This is a genomic window from Salinicoccus cyprini (assembly GCF_007713705.1).
In the GTDB taxonomy this organism is placed as follows: domain Bacteria; phylum Bacillota; class Bacilli; order Staphylococcales; family Salinicoccaceae; genus Salinicoccus; species Salinicoccus cyprini.
In genome coordinates this window covers 353,084-372,099 of the sequence record NZ_VMSJ01000001.1, presented here as the reverse complement: position 1 = coordinate 372,099, position 19,016 = coordinate 353,084, and the positions used below count along the sequence as shown (strand labels likewise).

The following is a 19,016-nucleotide window of genomic DNA, read 5'->3' as shown; positions in this document are numbered from 1 at the left end:
TGAGCGGAATTACCAATTCTGGTCGCTACGCCCGTCCTTTTCGACAAAAAATGTCACAATGATGAAAAGTAGGAAGGCGATGAGCAGTACGCTGCCGCCGACAATGAAGTAGACTGTTGTGAATGTCTCATTGAAATTGAATGGGTTGAGCATATAGAAGTACATGCCGCTCGTCAGCATGATGGCGCCGACCATGCCCGTTACGCCATGAATATGTACAAGTATTCTGCTCTTCACACGGTATATGCTGTAGAAGATGCCCCATGCAAACATGGACAGCCAGCCGACCAGCAATACATGGGTATGGATCGGACGGATGCTGTAGTCGACTTCACCCGCCATCTGCGACCCGATGAAAACGCCGAGCAGACCGAACAAGGACGCCACTCTGATAAAATTGATTCCCCATTTTCTCTCCATTGAAATGCCTCCGGTTCTCCTGAAATGAAACAATCAGATTTTGAAATTACCCCTTTGCATTAATTATATTACGTCATCCATCGCTGCTATGAAACTGTTTTATTCCATTGTGCCATAAAAAAGCACACACCTGACTCTGACAGATGCGTGCATGGATTTCATATTGAATTTCAGGAGCTGTAATCCTAGACTTTCTGAAGGCTCATTTTTGGACCGAATGGCTCGAAGTGGATGCGGGAATCATCGATGCCCATCTCACCCAGTTCGTTGATCATTGCATTCATGAACACCATAGAGCCGCAGATATAGATTTCACGATTTTCATTGCCGGCGAAATCTTCCCTGTTCAGAAAACCTTCAGTTTCGCTTAATTTGATCCTGATGTCGGCGCCTTCCGCTTCCAGGTTTTCAAACTGGTCCTTGAATGGCAGATGCGTTTCATTGATGGCACTGTAGAGGAATTTCACATCATTGCCTTTTGCGATGGCTTCTTCCGCCATTGCCATGACAGGTGTGGCGCCGACACCGCCCGCGATGAACAACAGCTCACTGTGATCGTCCTCAACTTTGAAGTCGCCTGCAGGTGCAGATAGGAATAGTGCATCTCCCACTTCAATTTCGTCGTGCATGTAGTTGGATACGACACCTTTCGTATCGTCGGTACCTTCACGCTTCACAGCGAACGTGATGCCATCCACTGTTTTATTTGAACAGATGGAATAGTGGCGCAGCGCTTCATATGGATAGTCAGCCGGTTTCACTTTTACAGTAATGTACTGTCCAGCTGTAAACGACTTGTCCACTTCATCGGAATCCACTGTAAATCTGACGATGTCTGGCGTCATGAATTCTTTCTTTTTGACAGTGAATGGTCTGAAGCCATCCCACGCTGCACTCTGGTACATATCCTGCTCCACATCGATGAATACTTGGGCGATCTGATTGTAGTAGTCGCCCCAGGCATCGATGATTTCAGGTGTTGCCTGATCACCGAGCACTTCCTGGATGCCTTCGAGAAGATGCTTGCCGACGATCGGATAGTGTTCCGGTTTGATTTCAAGGGCACGGTGCTTATGGGCGATGCCGACCACATGCGGCACAATGGCCTCCAGATTGTCGATGTGCTTGGCGGCTGCAAGTACTGTCATCGCCAGCGCCTTCGGTTGATTGCCGACTTTCTGGTTTGTCTGGTTGAAGATGTTGAGAAGTTCAGGGTGTGCTTTGAACATGTTCTGATAGAATGTTGTTGTGATTTCAGTTCCATGTGCTTCGAGTACTGGGATTGTGGCTTTGATAACATCTTTTTTAGCTTCCGTAATCATTTGAATAACCCCTTCAATTAAAAGATATATTTTTAATACATCTTTATCTTAATCTTTTGAAATATAAATTACAACCTTTTGTGTTTAAATTCACAATATGTTCACATAACAATTTTAAGGAGAGCACTTTATTTATATAAAAATGAAATGCGTGTATAATCATATGAAGGAGTTGATTCCATTGAAACTTACATTATATACGGACTATTCCTTGAGGGTTCTGATGTATCTCGGAATGCGGGAGGAAGAAAAGGTTCAGATTGATGAGATTGCAAATTTCTATAACATATCTAAAAATCATCTGACAAAAGTTGTCCATAACCTTTCCAAACTCGGATATATTACAACCGTCCGTGGTCGTGGGGGCGGGATTATGCTAAACTATAAGGCAGAAGCAATCAATATCGGCGAAGTCGTCCGACATACGGAAGACAACTTTCATATGGCCGAATGCTTTTCTGAAGGCAACCAGTGTGTACTTACACCTGTGTGCGGTCTGAGATTCGTACTGAACGACGCACTTGACGCATACTTTGAAGTGCTCGATAAATATACATTGAAAGACATTATTCCTAAAGCAATGTTGAGGTGACCATGATGAACTCAAGCACAGTAATAAAAATCATGGCAGGTCTGCTGCCTGCCGCTCCGATCACCGGCGAACTGCTCGACACGCAGATCAGCCAGGTGAACATATCCGATTCCGAATCCAGCACTGAGGGCGATTCCAAATATGCCGATTACGAAGGTCCGACGATGGAGGAAGAGATTGCTGCTCATGGCGGCAGCAATCCGATCATCAAAGATACCGGCGCCTTCAACGTCCAGGTCGGCGATACCTTCAATCCGTTGGAAGGTGTCTACGCCATCGATAGTCAGGATGGAGATCTGACGGAAAACATTGAAGTCATTTCAGACAACGTGGATACAAGCGAGCCCGGATCCTATACAGTCGAGTACCGCGTCGAAGACTCCAGCAACAGATGGTACGAATATAGACGCGCCATCGAGGTGACCAATGCACCGAGTGATCCCGTACCGATGATTCCACCGACAGAAGCAGAACTTGAAGGTGGCTCGGAAGATTCCGATGAAGAATCTGCGAGTTCAGCCATCACGTTCATCGGCCTTGAAGACATCACCATCCAGCAAGGTGAAGAATTCAATCCGAAGGAAGACGTCGAAATCATCGATGTCGACGGCAGTGATATTACACACCGCGCCTACATTTCAGGCGAAGTCGATACCAGTACACCTGGCGAATACACAATTGCCTACGCAGTTTTCGATCATTTCGGAGATCCACACGCCAAGGCCCGCACCATTACAGTAGAATAAAGATGCAAAGCCGCCTCCTTATTGGAATTGCGGCTTTTTTATATGTCTGAATCTGGAGTTGGAAGAATTAATTGTCACTCGCCAGGCGCGCGAACGTCAGTTGGACGCCTAATTATCACTCGCCGGACGCACGAACGTCAGTTGGACGCCCAATTGTCACTCGCCGGACGCATGAACGTCAGTTAAACGCCCAATTGTCACTCGTCGGACGCATGAACGTCAGTTGGACGCCTAATTGTCACTCGTCGGGCGCACGAACGTCAGTTGGACGCCCAATTGTCACTCGCCGGCCACATGAAAGACAGTCTATACCATATCATCACCGACTCCACCCCACCCCACAAAAAAAAGCCAAAACCCCAAAAGGTTTTGGCTTACACACTCATCTGCTAGGCAAGTTGTGCTGTGATTTCACGGTTGAAGTCTTCAAGATCATCCGGATTACGGCTGGATACAAGATTGCTACATACAACAACAGATTTATCATGCACTTTGGCGCCTGCGTTTTCCAAGTCTTTTCTTACTGATGTGAAACCAGTGATGTTACGGTCTTTCAGTAGATCCGTATCAATCAGAACTTGCGGTCCGTGACAGATTGCGAATGTCGGCTTGTCCTGTTCGAGGAAGTGTTTTGCGAATTTACCGAAACGGCCTTCCTCGTCGGAACGCAAGAGGTCTGGGGAGAATCCGCCAGGCACGAATACTGCATCGTAGTCCTCTGGGCTCACGTCTGAAATACTTTTATCTGCTGTGAATTTGCCACCTTGCTTGCCTTCAATTTCACCTGCTTCAGGTGCGATGACTTCTATTTCGTGGCCTTCATTCCGAAGTGCCTCTACCGGGCTTGTATATTCGATGTCTTCTACCATGTTGGTCATGATTACAGCGACTTTCTTAGTCAAAATCAATCACTCCTTCTTGAATATCGTTACATGGATAGTATTCCACATATGACGTCTTTTCAAACATCATCAACAAATTTATTATGAATAAATGCCATTGACAAACAGAACAAACGTTCCTATACTATATTATCAGGAGTGATCATATGCATTATTCATACGATAGGAATCTGGAATATAAAATTCTATACAACGTCAAGCATCAGCTCTTCCCCTACCCGAATACGAGCATGGCAGAATACGATATCCGTACGGTCGATTTCCATATGAAACTGATGGAGCAAAAAGGCCTGATTACATTGACACCTTTCGACTACGACTTCTACTACAGCAATATCGAGCTGACTGACGCGGGAGAAACGCTGCTCGCAGAGAAAGCTTCATAAATAGAACAAACGCATCCCCTGCCACCGGACGAACCTCCGGCTGCAGGGGATTTTTTCATTTTCTGACGTTGAACACGTCCATGACTGCATCCTTCTGCGTCTCATCAAGCAGCACGACCGGATCTTTCGAATCGAACGTGCCAAAGTCGATCGCTTCTTCAAGCGAAGAGACCAGCCCCAGCCATTCGACCCGCATGACGTATTCCTCCTTGGCGAAATGAGGATTGATGCGCCCTATTTCCTTGAACGGATACTGATCATACTCGATGAGCCGTCCGCCCTGGCGCATTTCAAACTCCCCGAACGGAACCGCAGGTTCGACCACACGACCGACCCCGAGCCAGCCATTGCCACTGCTGTAGAGTGCAAACCGCTCCCCGGGCTTCATTTTCATCAGATTCTCCTTGAAGCGCGTTGTCGTGACACTCACTATGCCGAGCTGCCTATACAGTTCAAAATCCCTGAATGTACGATTGAACCTACCATTGATTGCATACATATATCGATGCCTCCTTACTGGCTTCTACCCGGTGCAGCGGTGTTTCACACTGTTTCACGACGGGTACAGTTTTAAAAAGGAAAGGAGCGATTGTCTGATGGTAAAAAAGGATAAGACGGATAGAATGTTCGAAGAATCATCCGAAGATAAACTGGGACAGCGCGATTCGAAAGACGACTCCATGGAAGATGTCCTTTCCGACATCAATAAGAAGCGGAAAGACTTCTATACGGACGAGGAGACCGATAAGAGTGCCTTCCACGATAACCGTTACGACAGCGGAAACCGCTAGACGTTTAAACAGGAAGCCGGACGGGAAAAACCAATTATAGAGAAAAATAAATTAAATGAGGTGAGCACTATGAGTAAAGATACCAGCAAGAAGGATCAGTTCATGGGCAAGGCGAAAAAGGCCGCCGGCAACATGATGAATGATGATAAGACGAAAGAAGAAGGCAAGCGCCAGGAAACAGAAGGCAAGATCAAAGATGCAGCCAATGATGTGAAAAATAAAGCCGACGATGCTTTCAACAACAGAAAGTAGTGGACCTGATTGGAAAGTGACAAGCATGAACTACTCATTTCATGTTTAACCTTTCCAAGCGAAAGGTAGCCATATGGTATAGGCAACATTAGAAAGGAGATGTCAACAATGGCAGAGAATAATAAAGGACTATTTGATAAAGCAAAAGATGCAGTGAACAATTTCAAGAGCGGTGACGGCAGCAATAATAAAAGCGTCAAAGATACTTGGGACAGCGTCAAGGAAAAAGGTGACCAGGTAGTCGATCGTTTCGGAAATAATGATGATAGCACTGAAAAAAGCACGCCGGACCGTGAAGTGACTCAGGAAGACACGACAACGCGTGCAGGTGACGACCATAATGACAAAGGTAATGACGGCAGTCACCCGAATAGATAAAGAAAAGGTGGATTCATATGAATCCACCTTTTTTCTATTTCTCGACGACTACAAATTTATCATCCGGCTTTTCCGCTCCGGATTCAATGACTTCAAGCCTACCCAGTGACTCATCTGCACTGCTCAAATACTTGCTGCTGTTCTGAAGATGGATATCAAGCATTGCTTCGTTCATTGTATACTCTTCATCCTCGTTCATCAGTTTGAATTCAATCAATGCAAGCGTCCGGTTTGATATCGCCAGATAAAGATCATCTTTCAGCTGCTCAAGCACCTTCCCATGTTCTTCGTCCATGAAATCGGGTGTCTTCAAGCTGTCCAGCTCCGCCTCGAGCTGGCCGTATGACTCGTGCAGCAACTCAAGGTTTTCTGCCGCCTTTTCCTTTTCCAGTCCATTCCATAGAAACTGGTTATACATGGGTGTAAACTGGTTCTTCCAGATGCTTGTCACATCCTGTTTGATATGTTCCACCTGCTGTGTCATATCTTCAAGCTGCACAGCCTCCTGTTCTGTATAATCCATGCTGACAGTGTCCATATCGGAATCGGGGACTGCAGATGCCACACTGTCGCTATTTGCATAAGTTCTTTTCCCCGGCTGATTGATTGCAGAGCTCAGTTGTATATTCTGATGTTTCATCGTGTCTATATATGGCCTTTCGGAAGTCAGGTCCTCAAAACCGGCATATTGTTCTGTTTCAGTGCCACATGCTGCAAGTAGCGCCACAGCGAATATTAAGATTATCGGTTTCACTTTGTTGTCTCCCTATACTCAAGTTATGCACTCGTAATATAACGAACTTATTGTAACATAACTGTAATATTCAGAAAAGAAGAAAGCGTTTTATAATGCGAGGATCAGAAGAGAGCTTCCATGCATATTGCATGGAAGCTCTGCCTCACCATCTATTTATCTTTATTGAGAATCAGGTAGTCCAGCTCTTCTTTTGACATTGAATTGATTTTCCTGAACTGTGTCATGAAGAAGATTGCCCCGAGTACAATCCATGCACCAAGCGCAATGTATGATGGCGCACTGAGGGATGCTGGCGATCCTGGGTATAGAAGCAGTACCAGGAATACAACCGAGATCAGCGCGCCCATGACACCGAACACGACATAGACCATGTTGTAGTGCGCTTTCTGCCTGAAGAACTTCACAGCGACCAGGCTGGTGATCAGGAATGCAACGGATACGCCAGTTGATGACATGTCGACAATCCAGCTGAGTGCGGTACGGCCGAGCCACGGTGCGACAAGGCAGACTGCCATGATGAAGAGTACTGATACATAAGGTGTTTTATTCTTGCCGAGCTTCATGAATACGGAAGGAATGAAGCGGGCACGTCCCAATGCGAACAGCAGTCTTGAGGATGACATATAGAATCCGTTCAGCCCTGTAAATACACCGAATGAGATTGCCATTGCAAGAATGGTCATGCCAAGTGCCCCCATTGACGATTGTACGACGGAACCCGTTACCCATAATGCACCATCTATCGACTGCTCATCCGGGTAAACCCATGAAGTGACAAGAATCATCAGAACATAGGTGATGATGGAAGCGATGATGCCGAATACAATCAATTTGAATGTCTTATCCGGGCTGAAATTGAATTCTTCTGCGGCCTGTGGAATATTGTCGAAACCGACATACATCCATGGAGCAACTGCAACAATCAGAATGATGGATGTCCAGATGCCATTTTCACTGTTGAACAGTGGTTCGGCATTCGATAGTGTGAATTCTCCTGTGAAGAATGACCATACGAACAGGATGGTTACTACAATGGCCATGAACAGGCAGAACAGGAACTGCAGATTGCCAGACAGCCCGCTGCCACGTATTGATATGAAAGCGAAGATGATCAGGATGAGTGAGGATAGGACCACTTCCATAATGTAGACATCCCAGCCTGCGATGGTATAGAGATAACCGACTTCAAGAAAATCAGGCAGGACAAATTTAAAAAGCAGACTGAATGCACTCGCATTCAGGGCGACGACGCATATGTAACCCAGCGCAAGGAACCACGAAGCGATGAAGCTGACATATTTTCCAAAACCGACGTAACTGAATGCAAATTCCCCACCTGATACAGGAAACTCTGTTGTCAGTCCCCCGTAGGCAACTGCGATGATCAGCATCAGAATACCACCGATCGTAATACCAAGTGTCGATCCAAGCGTGCCGGAAGAAAGCAGCCAGTCACCAGGAAGAATAAAAGCCCCCCAACCGATGCTCGAGCCGTATGCGATGGCCCAGATGAACCGCTTGGACATGGTATTGTCAAGCTCCGTACGTTCTACGTTAGATATTTGGTTTTCCATTGAGAATTGACGCTCCTCTTTTTTCTTTTATAGAATATTAGCCTAACAGACCAGGCTTCAAACGTAAAATACAGTTTTTAATCCATAATACTGCAGGAGGATATCATGGGATTTCCAGAAATGATGAAAACTTGCGTATTGACCGGCATCATCTTCCTCGGCGCCTGACCGGACGCACAGGATGCTGCGGCTGAAAAATTCGAGCAGAAGCGTTCGGTGCAAAATAATGGACGCAGTAAAGCCACGGCCCGAATAAGAATGCAGTCACCGATTCCGACCATGAGCCACTCGGATATACAGCATTTGAAACCGGAAATGAAGTGTGTGCGACCCTGTAGTTGCGGATGGCAAAGTGTTTATCGGCACCCAGGACACAAATGTCCATGTCGTCCATCTGGCCATTTTGAAGATGCAGCAGAATAACACAGCACGAATAATGCCCCCGTCTTCAATTAGGCGGGGGCATTATTAACGTTCTATTGGCTGAAGTTCATCAGTTCGATACCAAAAATGAACGGCATCAGAAGATACACAAACGAGACGATCAGTACGACGGCAATGATATTCAATGCAAAGCCGGCCTTCGCCATCTCCTGGATGCTGATCTTGCCGGTACCGAAGACAATTGCGTTCGGCGGTGTACCTACAGGCAGCATGAATGCACAGTTGGCAGCCATGGCAGCCGGCACCATCAATGTCAGCGGATGCACTTCAAGTGCAATCGTCAGTCCTGCAAGTACTGGCAGGATCATCGTTGCTGTCGCTGTATTGGAAGTGATTTCTGTCAGGAACAGGATGGCCAGTGCGACGATTGAAATGATGAGGATGATGTGTATGCCTTCAACAGTCGTCAGCAGATCACCGATCCACTGGTCAACACCCGTCTCAACAATGGCCGCTGCAAGTGCAAGACCGCCTCCGAACAGGAGCAGGACACCCCACGGAAGATCACGGGCGACAGACCAGTCGAGGATGCGCCCAGGTTTTCTCCGTGTCGGCAGCAGGAACAGGATCACTGAAGCGATCATCGCAATCGAGCCATCTGTCAGCATGCTTGTCAGTTCAATGTTGCTCCAGATGAATCCACGTGTCACCCACATGAATGCAGCAAATATGAAGACAAGCAGGACGAGAATTTCTTCCCTTGTAATCCTGCCGAGCTTTTCAAGTTCACTGTTGATGATCTTGCGGCCACCCGGCAGTTCCTTCATGCCGTGCTTGAAACCGAAGAAGTTCATGTATGCCCAGGCGATTGCAAGGAACAGAATGACAATCGGCACACCGAACAGCATCCATTGGGCAAAGCTCATCTCGATATTGAAGAGCTCCTGCATCTGGCCTGCCATGATGATCAAAGGCGGCGTCCCGATCAGTGTACCGAGACCACCGATGGTACCCGCGTAGCCGATACCAAGGACCAGTGACTTTTCAAACTTCATCAAGTCGTTTTCAAGATCATTTTTCGTCATGGCATGCGCTTCGTTGATGATCGCCATACCAATCGGTATCATGATCATGACGGCTGCCGTGTTGCTGACGAACATCGACAGGAACCCTGTCGCAATCATGAAACCAAGAAGAATCGTCGCTGTTGTCGTTCCGATGGCACTGATGATGGTCAGCGCAATACGCGTGTGCAGGTTCCATCTCTCCATCGCCAGTGCAATCAGGAATCCGCCAAGAAACAGGAAGATGATATCATTCCCGTATGCACTGGTTGTCGTATCACTGTCCATGACACCACCGAGCGGAAAGAGGAACAATGGCAGCAGAGATGTGGCAGGAATCGGAATGGCTTCCGTAATCCACCACGTTGCAATCCATAATGTCGAAGCAACAACAAATACGCCCGCCTGATCCAGACCATCCGCATTCAAAAACAGCAATGTCAGAACAAACAGCAATGGACCGAGAATCAGTCCGATGAATTGTCTACGGTTGTATGGTGTTGCCGGTGGTTCATCGTCCTTCCCTTTCATGGCCTGCTCTTTTGCCGCTTCTGCGCTGAAAAATTTCAGCATCGACTTCGTCCGTCTGGACTCACGCCATAAATTCCTGTAAGACTGTTTTAATTTTGAACCACTCATGACTTCCCCTCCTGGAAAACGCTTTCTGTTTACTAGATTAGAAGATACCATATTTATGGCAAGTGTGCCATATCTTTCTGTATTTTTAGAAAAAATAAAAACGACGTCATTCAGACGCCGTTCGATATGCTATAAAGGTCCCCAATTGATCATGACACCGATTCCGAGGATGATCATGGCAATGACCGACCAGATGAGGAACAGCGGGAGCAGCCATTTCGCCCATTTGATCCATGGCACACCAGCAACTGCAAGGCTTGCCATCAGAGGTCCGGACGTCGGGAAGATGCTGTTGGAGAAGCCATCCCCGAACTGGTATGCCTGTACTGCGACCTGCCGCGTCACACCAACCATGTCGGCAAGCGGTGTCTGGATCGGCATGATGATCGCCGCCTGGCCACTGCCTGACGGGACAAAGAAGTTGAAGATGGTGTTCGCAATGAACATGCCGATGGCTGCAAGCACAGGTGACAAGGTGCTTAACGGTACGGACAGCGCCTGGACGATGGTATCGAGTATGCTCGCCTGCTCCATGACGACAAGTACCGCACGGGCGACTCCGATGATCAGTGCACCATAGACCAGGTTCTTGCACCCTTCAAGAAATGTAAGTGTCAGTGTATTGTAGTTCATTCCGGCAATGATGCCTGAAACGATGCCGATGATGATGAAGAAGGCAGCCATGTGATTGGTCGTCCATTGGAATCGGATGACCGCAAAGACGAAGAATGCAAGTGCCAGCGCCACCCAGCCCAGGATGAGCTTGTGCCTCAAGGTGAACGGTGCTTTCTCGATTTCAGTGCCATCCGCTTCATCCTGGAGGATGCCCATCAGGCTGCGGGAAGGATCCTTCATGATGCGTCTGGCGTACATCCATGTATACCAGATTGTCACACCGACCAGCACAATGAATGTGATGATGCGGAACAGCATGCCCGAGAACAGCGGCAGTTCGGCAATCGCATGGGCGATGCCCACCGTATAAGGATTCAGGAAGCCTGCCCCAAAGCCGATGAACGTTGCCCCGAATGTAATGGCCACAGCAACAATGGCATCCAGTTTCAACGCCCGGGCCAGCATGACACCGATGGCGACAAACGGAATGACAGAGTTGGCAACGGCACCTGTGGCACCACCAAGTGCAAACAGCACGGAAATGACGGCGATCAGCATGAATTCCCGGCCACGCATTCTGTCCACTGCGCTCATGATGCCACCCGTGATGGCACCGGATCGTTCGACGACTTCAAACATGCCGCCGGCGAAAAGTACAAGGAAAATAAGTCCGGCTGAATCGATCATGCCGGTCTGCAGCGCAAGGAATACATCCATGAAGCCGACCGGGTTCTGTGGTGCACTTGCGAATGTACCGGAGACGACGCGCTCTACACCGTCCACCGTCTCCCTTTCATAGGCTCCCGCCGGCACGAAATATGTCGCAATTGCCGTCGCGACCAGTACGAGGAACAATATGACATATGTATCCGGCATTTCAAAACGCTTTTTACGTGTATGATCATCATTCATTATTCTCTTCCTCCAGACATTTCATATGATGCAGTACGGCAAGCACAAAGACTTTGCCGATATGGACCATCGAACGTTCGTCCACATCGAATTTCGGATGATGGTGCGGGTAGATGGCATCAATCTCCGGATTGCGCCCGCCGACGAAGAAAAAGCACCCCGGTACTTGCTGCAAATAGTATGCAAAGTCCTCAGACGTCATCATGGCCTGCTTATCCATGACAGTCACATCGGGCATATAGTCTTCGGCAAGAGATTTCAGCTGAATCGTCTCCGCTTCACTATTGATCAGCGGGTCACAGCCGTATGTAAACTCGATTTCTGCTGTCGCTCCGTTCTGAGCGGCCGTCATTCCGCTGATCTGCCGGATCCACCTCTCCATCTCCTTCTTTGTGTCCACTTCGAAGCTTCTCGTCGTGCCGGAAATGGATGCAGTATCCGGAATGACATTCATCGCCTCTCCGCTTTGGAACTTGCCGATTGTAAGGACATTCGCTCCATCCGGATCCATCTTGCGGCTGACAACCTGCTGCAGATTGACGACCAGCTGGCTCATGGTCACAAGCGGATCCACCGTCGTGTGCGGCATTGCCCCATGGCCACCCTTCCCCTGTATGGTAATTTCAAAGTTGTCCCCGCCTGCCATCATGCTGCCCGTCTTGAAACCAATGGTGCCATAGTCATCATCCGCCCATACATGGGCGCCATACACATGATCCACTCCTTTAAGACAACCATCTGCAATCATCAGCTGCGCCCCACCCGGCGGCAGTTCCTCAGCAAACTGATGAATAAAAACGACTGTTCCTGCCAGTTCCTCTTTTACACCGGACAGTACCGTTTCCACTGCCATCAGGGCAGCCGTATGTATATCATGTCCACATGCATGGCTGACCCCATCAATGGTCGATCTGTAGGGGACGTCCTTTTCATCCTGTATCGGCAGGGCGTCGAAGTCTGCACGCAGTGCCACCGTCGGACCCGGGCGGCCCCCTTCCAAAGTGCCGATGACACCATTGCCGCCAACGTTCATCCTGTATTCGATTCCGAGAGATTCAAGGTGCTGGCGCACGTACTCCGGTGTAAACTGCTCCTTGAAAGAAAGTTCCGGGTACATATGCAGATGCCTGCGCATCTTGATCATTTCGGGCAGTAGATTCTCGAGCTGTTCAAATAGTACCTTCTGCAAAGTCATCATCCTTCAATTTTTATCATATGCACATTATTATATAAAAATACATCAATAAAAAGGGCGCATCTTAATTCCCATCCCTGAATACGTGGAAATCCGCGTAATTGAAACACGAAAAAACACCTCGAATGTTATCTCTCTCACATTCGAGGTGCACTTCTCCTATTTCACAGCAGGAACCGCAGTGTGGATGAGACCACAGTTCCACCATGAGGGCGGAGATAATCTAAATACCTGCGCTGATATATTTCATTCATATCTTCCAATTACCTATTTTTCTCAACGAAAAACAAACCCTTAAGTGGCTAAGAACCAGCCGCCTAACCAGAAATGGTCCCGACCAAGGTGCAGCTGGCTCCATATGTGTCCAATTTCCAATACATCAAAAATCATGAGTACCGTATTGTCGCGCAACTTCCATAAGATTTCCTGTGGGACACTGCACATCTATCTATCTCGCAGCATTTATTATTAGAATGAAGCTCCCTGCACCCTTGAACCTGCCTCCTCCCGATTGGTCTGGAACTTCAATTAATAATCATAAAGGTGTAGAATACTTTCAATATTTCCCTTAATCAGATGTCTGTTCAACATGCTTCTGCAGTAGCTTGATATCATTATAGTACGATGGCAATGGATATACAACAATAATTTATAAAATATTCTGAAAGCTTGAAATTATTACATTAATATACAGAATTACATTCTAAAAATATGAAATTAATCCTCATTCCTCTACCAGAACTTGCTATCGGATATATTGAAAATAATTCTAATATGCATTTTATATGTATAATATTGAATGTACCCAGAAAGACCCCCATGTCATTTCCATATACAGTAACGTAGACACGGTGTTCGATTATCTTGTTTATTCATTCTATTCATAATGTGCATTCCCTTGCCCTTGGCCGCTTCTGATGCTTTCACTTACTATTGAAAAGCTGGTAATAATTATGTAAATTATTTAATTGGAAAATTTCATCCATGAATTCATTAAAAATCCGTCTTCCATAATGAAAGACGGATTCCGGCTACAGTACAGCTTCGGCAATCAGCTGGTCCAGGCGTCTGATATCGATCTTTTTGCCGAGATTGATCTTTATGCGGCCCACTCTTGTCCACAGCTCCAATTCAGCATTCACATCGAACATGCCGGCTGCATTTTCAGTCGACCACATATGTATGGAACTGTACGGCAGGGAATACATCTCCACCTTCTTGCCTGTCATCCCCTGCGAATCGCGTATGATCATCCGTTTGTCTGTAAATACTGCTGAATCCCTCAAAGTCTTATAGGCAGCGATCGGCCGTTCATTGCCGATAAGAATATCATCAATATCATTCGGAATATCCGTTTCAAACTGCAGTGTCCACACAAGCATGTTCTGCGCTTCCATAAATACCCTTCATCTATTCTTATTTCTTCCAGTGTACTATAAAATTCCAGGTGCTGTCCTGCTTCAGCTGATCTGATAATAGTATTTCACCTAAAGATAAATGCCGGCAAGCCGTTCGAAAGAACGCTTCCTCTCTTCCCAGTCGTGTATGTTGCACAATACGAGCCAGTCTTCACACTGGTACAGATTGCTGAAATGATCCAGTTCAGCCTTGACTGTCCCAGGTCCACCGATGATCATACGCCGGCGGTTGTTTTTTATTTTCTGCACTTCGTCTTCAGTCAATGCATCGATCTTTTCCTTTGCCGCTTGTGGTGTCGGCACTTGGCTGTCGAGACCTTTTTCGACATTCAACAGCCAGATATCCTGGCTCTCGGCCAGCTGTTCTGCATGCCGGTCATTTCTACCACAGATGATGAAGACGCACGCCCGGGCAGCCGGTTCATCCATGAAACCCGGACTGAAAGCATCGCGGTATGTCTGGAAGGCGGCAGCGCCGCGGTCCGGTCTGATGAAATGGCCGAATACATATCCGATGCCGAGCAGTCCTGCCAGCAGGGCGCTGTTTTCGCCGAGCCCGAGAGAGTAGAGCTCCGGCCTATCCGTTGTACGGGGTGCTGCACGTACATGTGCACTGCCGTCCAGGTACTGGATCAGATTTTTAAGTTTATCCGGGTATGCCTCCATCTGATTCGGCTTGTCATCCGCCAGCAGTCTGCGGATGAACTCGCCACCGCCGGGTGACCGTCCCACTCCCGCTTCAATGCGGCCGGGGAACAGTGATTCGAGCTGGGCAATCTGGGAGGCGACTTTGAATGCACTGTACTGCGGCAGCAGGATGCCGCCGCTGCCTACTTTAATCTTCTTCGTCCGACTGGCTGCAGCAGCCATCATGATTTCCGGTGCGCTGGATACCATGCCGCGTGTGGCATGATGTTCTGCGAACCAGTACCTCCCGTAGCCCAGTGCCTCAGCCAGCTGTGCCATTTCAATCGTATGTGCTGCCGTTTCCTCAGCCGTCCTGCCTTTCGGCTTCGGCATCTGATCCAATATACCCAGTTTCATTGCCTTCGATCCTTTCCTTCTTCATAATATGCATCTCAGAACCATACTGCATATGCATCTCAGAACCATACTGCGTGGATGATCAGCGTCGAGATGACCATGGTCACCACTGACAATGGTACACCAACTTTGACATAATCGGTAAATTTATATCCTCCAGGACCATAGACAATCAAGTTTGTCTGATAGCCGATCGGTGTAATGAAGCTTGCCGAGGCCGCAATCGCGATGGTGACGATGAGTCCCATGTAGTCCATGTCCATCTGTGTGGCCATTTCCATCGCAATCGGAAACATCAGGACGGCTGCACCGGTATTGGTGATCAGCTCTGTAAAAATATTCGTCATGATATAGAGGATCGCGATGATACCGATGGCACCGAGCGGCCTTGCGATGGTCAGCATATTCTCAGCGAGAAACTGGGCAAGTCCTGATTCCATCATGGCGGCGCCGACACCGAAGGCACTCGCAATGAGCAGGATGACATTGAACTGGATATAGCTGAGCATCTCATCCGCATCGATGAACTTGAACAGCATCAGCAGTACGACAGTGATCAGCATGGCTTCGAACATCGACAGTATGCCGATGGTGACGGAAGCAATCATGACAAGCAGCAGCGCGAGGCCACCCCACCCTTTTGCGCTGCTCTGATGCAGAGCTTCCGGTGGCGCCAAGGATGTGACGACATAGAAGTCGTTCTCGTGCATATGCTGCTCGAGGAAGCTCTTGCCGGCAAGCAGCAGTACCGTATCCCCGGGTTTGAAGATGATGTCGCCGACACGGCTCTTGATTCTTTCATTGTTCCTATGGACTGCAATGACACCTGCATTGTACCGTGTGCGGAAACGCGTGGATTTTACGGACTTTCCCAACAGACCCGACTGGTGGGAAATGACCGCTTCAATCAGCTCGAATTCGTCATCCATCATACTGTCCAATGTCTGGTCGGTTCCGGTGATCAGCGTGATGCCCTTCTGCTTCTGGACAGCAGCAATCGTATTCAGTGTTCCGGAAAATAGAAGATGGTCACCCTCCTCGATTACAGTGGTCGGTGTCACCGGAAATATGCGTGTATCCCCTCTTAGAATTTCTATGATGTATATGCCCTTCAGCGATGCATCGACCGCTTCGACCACATGCCGGCCCGTATGCTCGTATTCCTTTTCAATCACAGCTTCAGCCAGGAATTCCTTCACTTCCTCACGGATCTGCTCTTTTGCACCGAGTGTATCCGGCAGCAGTCTGTAGCCCAGTGTAAAAATATAGATCATGCCTGCGATCGCGATCGGCACACCGACGATGGTCAACTGGAAGAAATCGAATCCTTCCCGCCCCGACTGGATCAGAAGACCATGCACCACCAGATTCGTCGACGTGCCAATCAGCGTCATCGTTCCCCCGAGTATGGTGACGTAGGACAACGGAATGAGAAATTTGGACGGTGCGATGCCATTTTTCTGACACCATTTTTTGATGATCGGTGTCAGTGTAACGACAATCGGTGTATTGTTCAGAAAACCGGAGAAAAGCGCAACCGGTGCAAGCAGCTTGATCATCGAGCGTTTCGGTCCTCTGTGCCTACTCAGCAGGCGGTCGATATAGTTTTCAATGATGCCATGCTTCTGTATGGCACCAGCAACGATGAACAGCAGCAGCACAGTCAGCATGCCTTCATTTGAAAAACCACTGAGTGCCTGTTCGGTGGAAATGATGCCTGTCAGCAGAAAGACGACCAGAAAGAAGAAGACAATCAGATCCGCACGTACGATTTCAAAAAGCAGACCAAGAAGCATCAGTACAATCATCAGAGCGACAAAAATCATCTCAACCGTCATCGGCAGCCCTCCTCCATCATTTTTCCGATTATTTAGAATATATCATAGCATAAACGCTGGATTTCGGATAAGTACAAGATTTGAGTGGTGAAATTTATTTTCTATAAATTTGTAATATTTCATATTGTAAAAATTCACCGCAGAATGATTAACCACTCTCGAAACCGGTTATATAAAACTATCAGCATATGAATGAATGCCTATATAAAACACTTACTCATACGAATGGAGGCAGGAAAAATGGAAAAGTATTCAAGCGAGCAGATAGACAGGCTGCTTGAACAGAAAAGAGAAAACAATCAGCTGAAAAGTCATGAGAACTGCACGCATGAAGATATTGTAAAGTGCTTTCTTAATGGCAAGGCCCACAGCTATGTATGCATGGACTGTGGCTACTCCAATAAAAGCCGTGCAGCATTCTTCTCCTATCCCGAGTCCGACAGGCAGATGGGATGACGTGATGATCCCGGGCACAAGCCGAAATGATGGAGCTTATGTCCTGGATTACATATAATATGGATATCATCCCCTAAAGGAGCATTCGTATGAGTATTTATGATATAAGTGTCAAAAAAGCGAACGGGCAATCCTATACCCTCGACAAATATAAAGGCAAGCCGATGCTGATAGCCAACACCGCAAGCAAATGCGGCCTGCGCGGGCAGTACGATGAACTGGAGACACTCCATAAGGAATATAAGGATCAGGACCTCGTCGTCCTCGGATTTCCTTCCAATCAGTTCAACAACCAGGAACCGGGCTCCGACTCAGATGCCGAAGAAGCATGCCGCGTCAACCACGGCGTCACATTCGACATACACGAAATCATAGACGTCAATGGCGACGATGCCCACCCGCTTTTCAAGCATCTCAGAAGTGAATCCAAAGGCATGATGGGAGATAGGATAAAGTGGAATTTCACCAAATTCCTCATCGACCGTGACGGTAATGTCGTCACCCGTACAGCACCGACGACATCTCCTCTAAAAATGAAAAAAGATATCGAAAAATTACTGTAGTCATGCAGGTGAGCACACAATCTTCCAAGATTTGTGCCCACCTTTTTTATGGCGCGATGAAGAAAGGGACATAGCATGTCTCAAGGTGAACGCAAGCTCCAGTCACAGTTCGGTACAGAACGGCGTGCCGCAGCATTCTATAGAAATCAGATGCTCGATCATGTGAATACGGATATGGCAGACTTCATTTCCGAGCAGGAAATGGTTTTCGTCGCCACATCAGACAGCGGCGGCAACTGCGACAATACATTTCGTGCAGGCGATCCGGGGTTCGTCAGAGCACTTGATGCATATACACTGCTCTACCCCGAATACCGTGGCAATGGCGTCATGGCAAGCCTTGGCAATATTAGCGAAAATCCCCATATCGGGCTGATGTTCATTGATTTCTATACCCATCATATCGGCCTCCACGTCAATGGCACCGCAGAAATTGTAGAGAATGAAGCCCTGTCCTCACTCGGCATCGACGACGACACCCTCCTGAGGATGCATCAGGAAGAGAATGGCCGCGCCGAACGCTGGGTGGTCATCCGGGTGGATGAAGCCTACATCCACTGCTCCAAGCATATCCCCCATCTCGTAAAGAAATCCGAAACCGTCGACTGGGGCACAGATGACGAAAAGAAAAAAGGCGGCGACTTCTTCAATGTCAAGCGGAGGAAATGAGGATGGGATATCGATGCGTTAACTGTCACTCGTGAACCAGGCCAACGGCAATTAGGCGGCCAACTGTCACTCGCGAGCCAGACGAACGGCAATTAGACG

The 19,016-nt window shown here is 47.8% G+C and carries 21 protein-coding genes; 9 read left to right on the top strand and 12 right to left on the bottom strand.

Annotation, left to right across the window (positions count from 1 at the left end; all coding sequences use genetic code 11):
* Nucleotides 1–9: 9 nt before the first annotated feature.
* Nucleotides 10–420 (bottom strand): hypothetical protein, encoded by a 411-nt coding sequence (locus tag FO441_RS01790; protein ID WP_145284929.1) that lies wholly within the window; start codon nt 418–420, stop codon nt 10–12.
* A 185-nt stretch (nt 421–605) separates the two neighbouring features.
* Nucleotides 606–1,742, bottom strand: a complete 1,137-nt coding sequence (locus FO441_RS01785; RefSeq protein ID WP_145284926.1) for a globin domain-containing protein — start codon at nt 1,740–1,742, stop codon at nt 606–608.
* A 181-nt stretch (nt 1,743–1,923) separates the two neighbouring features.
* Here FO441_RS01785 and FO441_RS01780 point away from each other — a divergent pair, with 181 nt between their 5' ends.
* On the top strand, nt 1,924–2,334 hold the full coding sequence (locus tag FO441_RS01780; RefSeq protein WP_145284924.1) for an RrF2 family transcriptional regulator: 411 nt from the start codon (nt 1,924–1,926) through the stop codon (nt 2,332–2,334).
* A 2-nt stretch (nt 2,335–2,336) separates the two neighbouring features.
* The gene (locus FO441_RS01775) at nt 2,337–3,080 is read left to right on the top strand and encodes an immunoglobulin-like domain-containing protein (RefSeq protein WP_246094977.1); all 744 of its coding nucleotides are present in this window, start codon (nt 2,337–2,339) and stop codon (nt 3,078–3,080) included.
* 389 nt (nt 3,081–3,469) lie between these two features.
* On the opposite strand, the gene FO441_RS01770 is transcribed toward FO441_RS01775, so the two are convergent.
* Nucleotides 3,470–3,982, bottom strand: a complete 513-nt coding sequence (locus FO441_RS01770; RefSeq protein WP_145284920.1) for a type 1 glutamine amidotransferase domain-containing protein — start codon at nt 3,980–3,982, stop codon at nt 3,470–3,472.
* Between the two features lie 146 nt (nt 3,983–4,128).
* Here FO441_RS01770 and FO441_RS01765 point away from each other — a divergent pair, with 146 nt between their 5' ends.
* A complete protein-coding gene (locus FO441_RS01765; RefSeq protein ID WP_145284918.1) occupies nt 4,129–4,368 on the top strand; it encodes a hypothetical protein in 240 nt (79 codons plus the stop codon).
* A gap of 55 nt (nt 4,369–4,423) precedes the next feature.
* On the opposite strand, the gene FO441_RS01760 is transcribed toward FO441_RS01765, so the two are convergent.
* A complete protein-coding gene (locus FO441_RS01760; protein ID WP_145284915.1) occupies nt 4,424–4,867 on the bottom strand; it encodes a hypothetical protein in 444 nt (147 codons plus the stop codon).
* A 97-nt stretch (nt 4,868–4,964) separates the two neighbouring features.
* On the opposite strand from FO441_RS01760, the gene FO441_RS01755 reads away from it, so the two are divergent.
* From FO441_RS01755 to FO441_RS01745, 3 genes are all read left to right on the top strand, one after another.
* Nucleotides 4,965–5,159 carry a hypothetical protein gene (locus FO441_RS01755; RefSeq protein ID WP_145284913.1) on the top strand — a complete coding sequence of 65 codons (195 nt, stop codon included), beginning with the start codon at nt 4,965–4,967 and terminating at the stop codon, nt 5,157–5,159.
* A 69-nt stretch (nt 5,160–5,228) separates the two neighbouring features.
* Nucleotides 5,229–5,411: a CsbD family protein gene (locus FO441_RS01750; protein ID WP_145284910.1), complete on the top strand. Its 183-nt coding sequence runs from the start codon at nt 5,229–5,231 to the stop codon at nt 5,409–5,411.
* A 108-nt stretch (nt 5,412–5,519) separates the two neighbouring features.
* Complete coding sequence (locus FO441_RS01745) at nt 5,520–5,789, top strand: hypothetical protein (protein WP_145284907.1); 270 nt, start codon at nt 5,520–5,522, stop codon at nt 5,787–5,789.
* Between the two features lie 34 nt (nt 5,790–5,823).
* On the opposite strand, the gene FO441_RS01740 is transcribed toward FO441_RS01745, so the two are convergent.
* The 8 genes from FO441_RS01740 to FO441_RS01705 form a co-directional block, all read right to left on the bottom strand.
* Nucleotides 5,824–6,543, bottom strand: coding sequence for a hypothetical protein (locus FO441_RS01740; RefSeq protein ID WP_145284904.1), 720 nt, complete (start codon nt 6,541–6,543; stop codon nt 5,824–5,826).
* A gap of 152 nt (nt 6,544–6,695) precedes the next feature.
* Nucleotides 6,696–8,120 (bottom strand): APC family permease, encoded by a 1,425-nt coding sequence (locus FO441_RS01735; protein WP_145284901.1) that lies wholly within the window; start codon nt 8,118–8,120, stop codon nt 6,696–6,698.
* A 476-nt stretch (nt 8,121–8,596) separates the two neighbouring features.
* Nucleotides 8,597–10,207 (bottom strand): SLC13 family permease, encoded by a 1,611-nt coding sequence (locus FO441_RS01730; RefSeq protein WP_145284898.1) that lies wholly within the window; start codon nt 10,205–10,207, stop codon nt 8,597–8,599.
* A 129-nt stretch (nt 10,208–10,336) separates the two neighbouring features.
* Nucleotides 10,337–11,734: a YfcC family protein gene (locus tag FO441_RS01725; RefSeq protein WP_145284895.1), complete on the bottom strand. Its 1,398-nt coding sequence runs from the start codon at nt 11,732–11,734 to the stop codon at nt 10,337–10,339.
* Entirely contained in the window at nt 11,727–12,929 is a 1,203-nt protein-coding gene (locus FO441_RS01720; RefSeq protein ID WP_342782175.1) for a M20 metallopeptidase family protein, read from the bottom strand. Before FO441_RS01720 ends, FO441_RS01725 begins: the two co-directional genes overlap by 8 nt.
* A 1,031-nt stretch (nt 12,930–13,960) precedes the next feature.
* A complete protein-coding gene (locus tag FO441_RS01715) occupies nt 13,961–14,326 on the bottom strand; it encodes a PH domain-containing protein (protein WP_145284890.1) in 366 nt (121 codons plus the stop codon).
* Between the two features lie 90 nt (nt 14,327–14,416).
* Entirely contained in the window at nt 14,417–15,391 is a 975-nt protein-coding gene (locus tag FO441_RS01710; RefSeq protein WP_145284887.1) for an LLM class flavin-dependent oxidoreductase, read from the bottom strand.
* Nucleotides 15,392–15,450: 59 nt separating this feature from the next.
* Nucleotides 15,451–17,229, bottom strand: coding sequence for an SLC13 family permease (locus FO441_RS01705; RefSeq protein WP_145284884.1), 1,779 nt, complete (start codon nt 17,227–17,229; stop codon nt 15,451–15,453).
* A 240-nt stretch (nt 17,230–17,469) separates the two neighbouring features.
* On the opposite strand from FO441_RS01705, the gene FO441_RS01700 reads away from it, so the two are divergent.
* From FO441_RS01700 to FO441_RS01690, 3 genes are all read left to right on the top strand, one after another.
* Nucleotides 17,470–17,685: a hypothetical protein gene (locus FO441_RS01700; protein ID WP_145284881.1), complete on the top strand. Its 216-nt coding sequence runs from the start codon at nt 17,470–17,472 to the stop codon at nt 17,683–17,685.
* Between the two features lie 89 nt (nt 17,686–17,774).
* Nucleotides 17,775–18,248 (top strand): glutathione peroxidase, encoded by a 474-nt coding sequence (locus FO441_RS01695; RefSeq protein WP_145284879.1) that lies wholly within the window; start codon nt 17,775–17,777, stop codon nt 18,246–18,248.
* 75 nt (nt 18,249–18,323) lie between these two features.
* Nucleotides 18,324–18,917, top strand: coding sequence for a pyridoxamine 5'-phosphate oxidase family protein (locus FO441_RS01690; protein WP_145284876.1), 594 nt, complete (start codon nt 18,324–18,326; stop codon nt 18,915–18,917).
* The last annotated feature ends 99 nt before the right edge of the window (nt 18,918–19,016 follow it).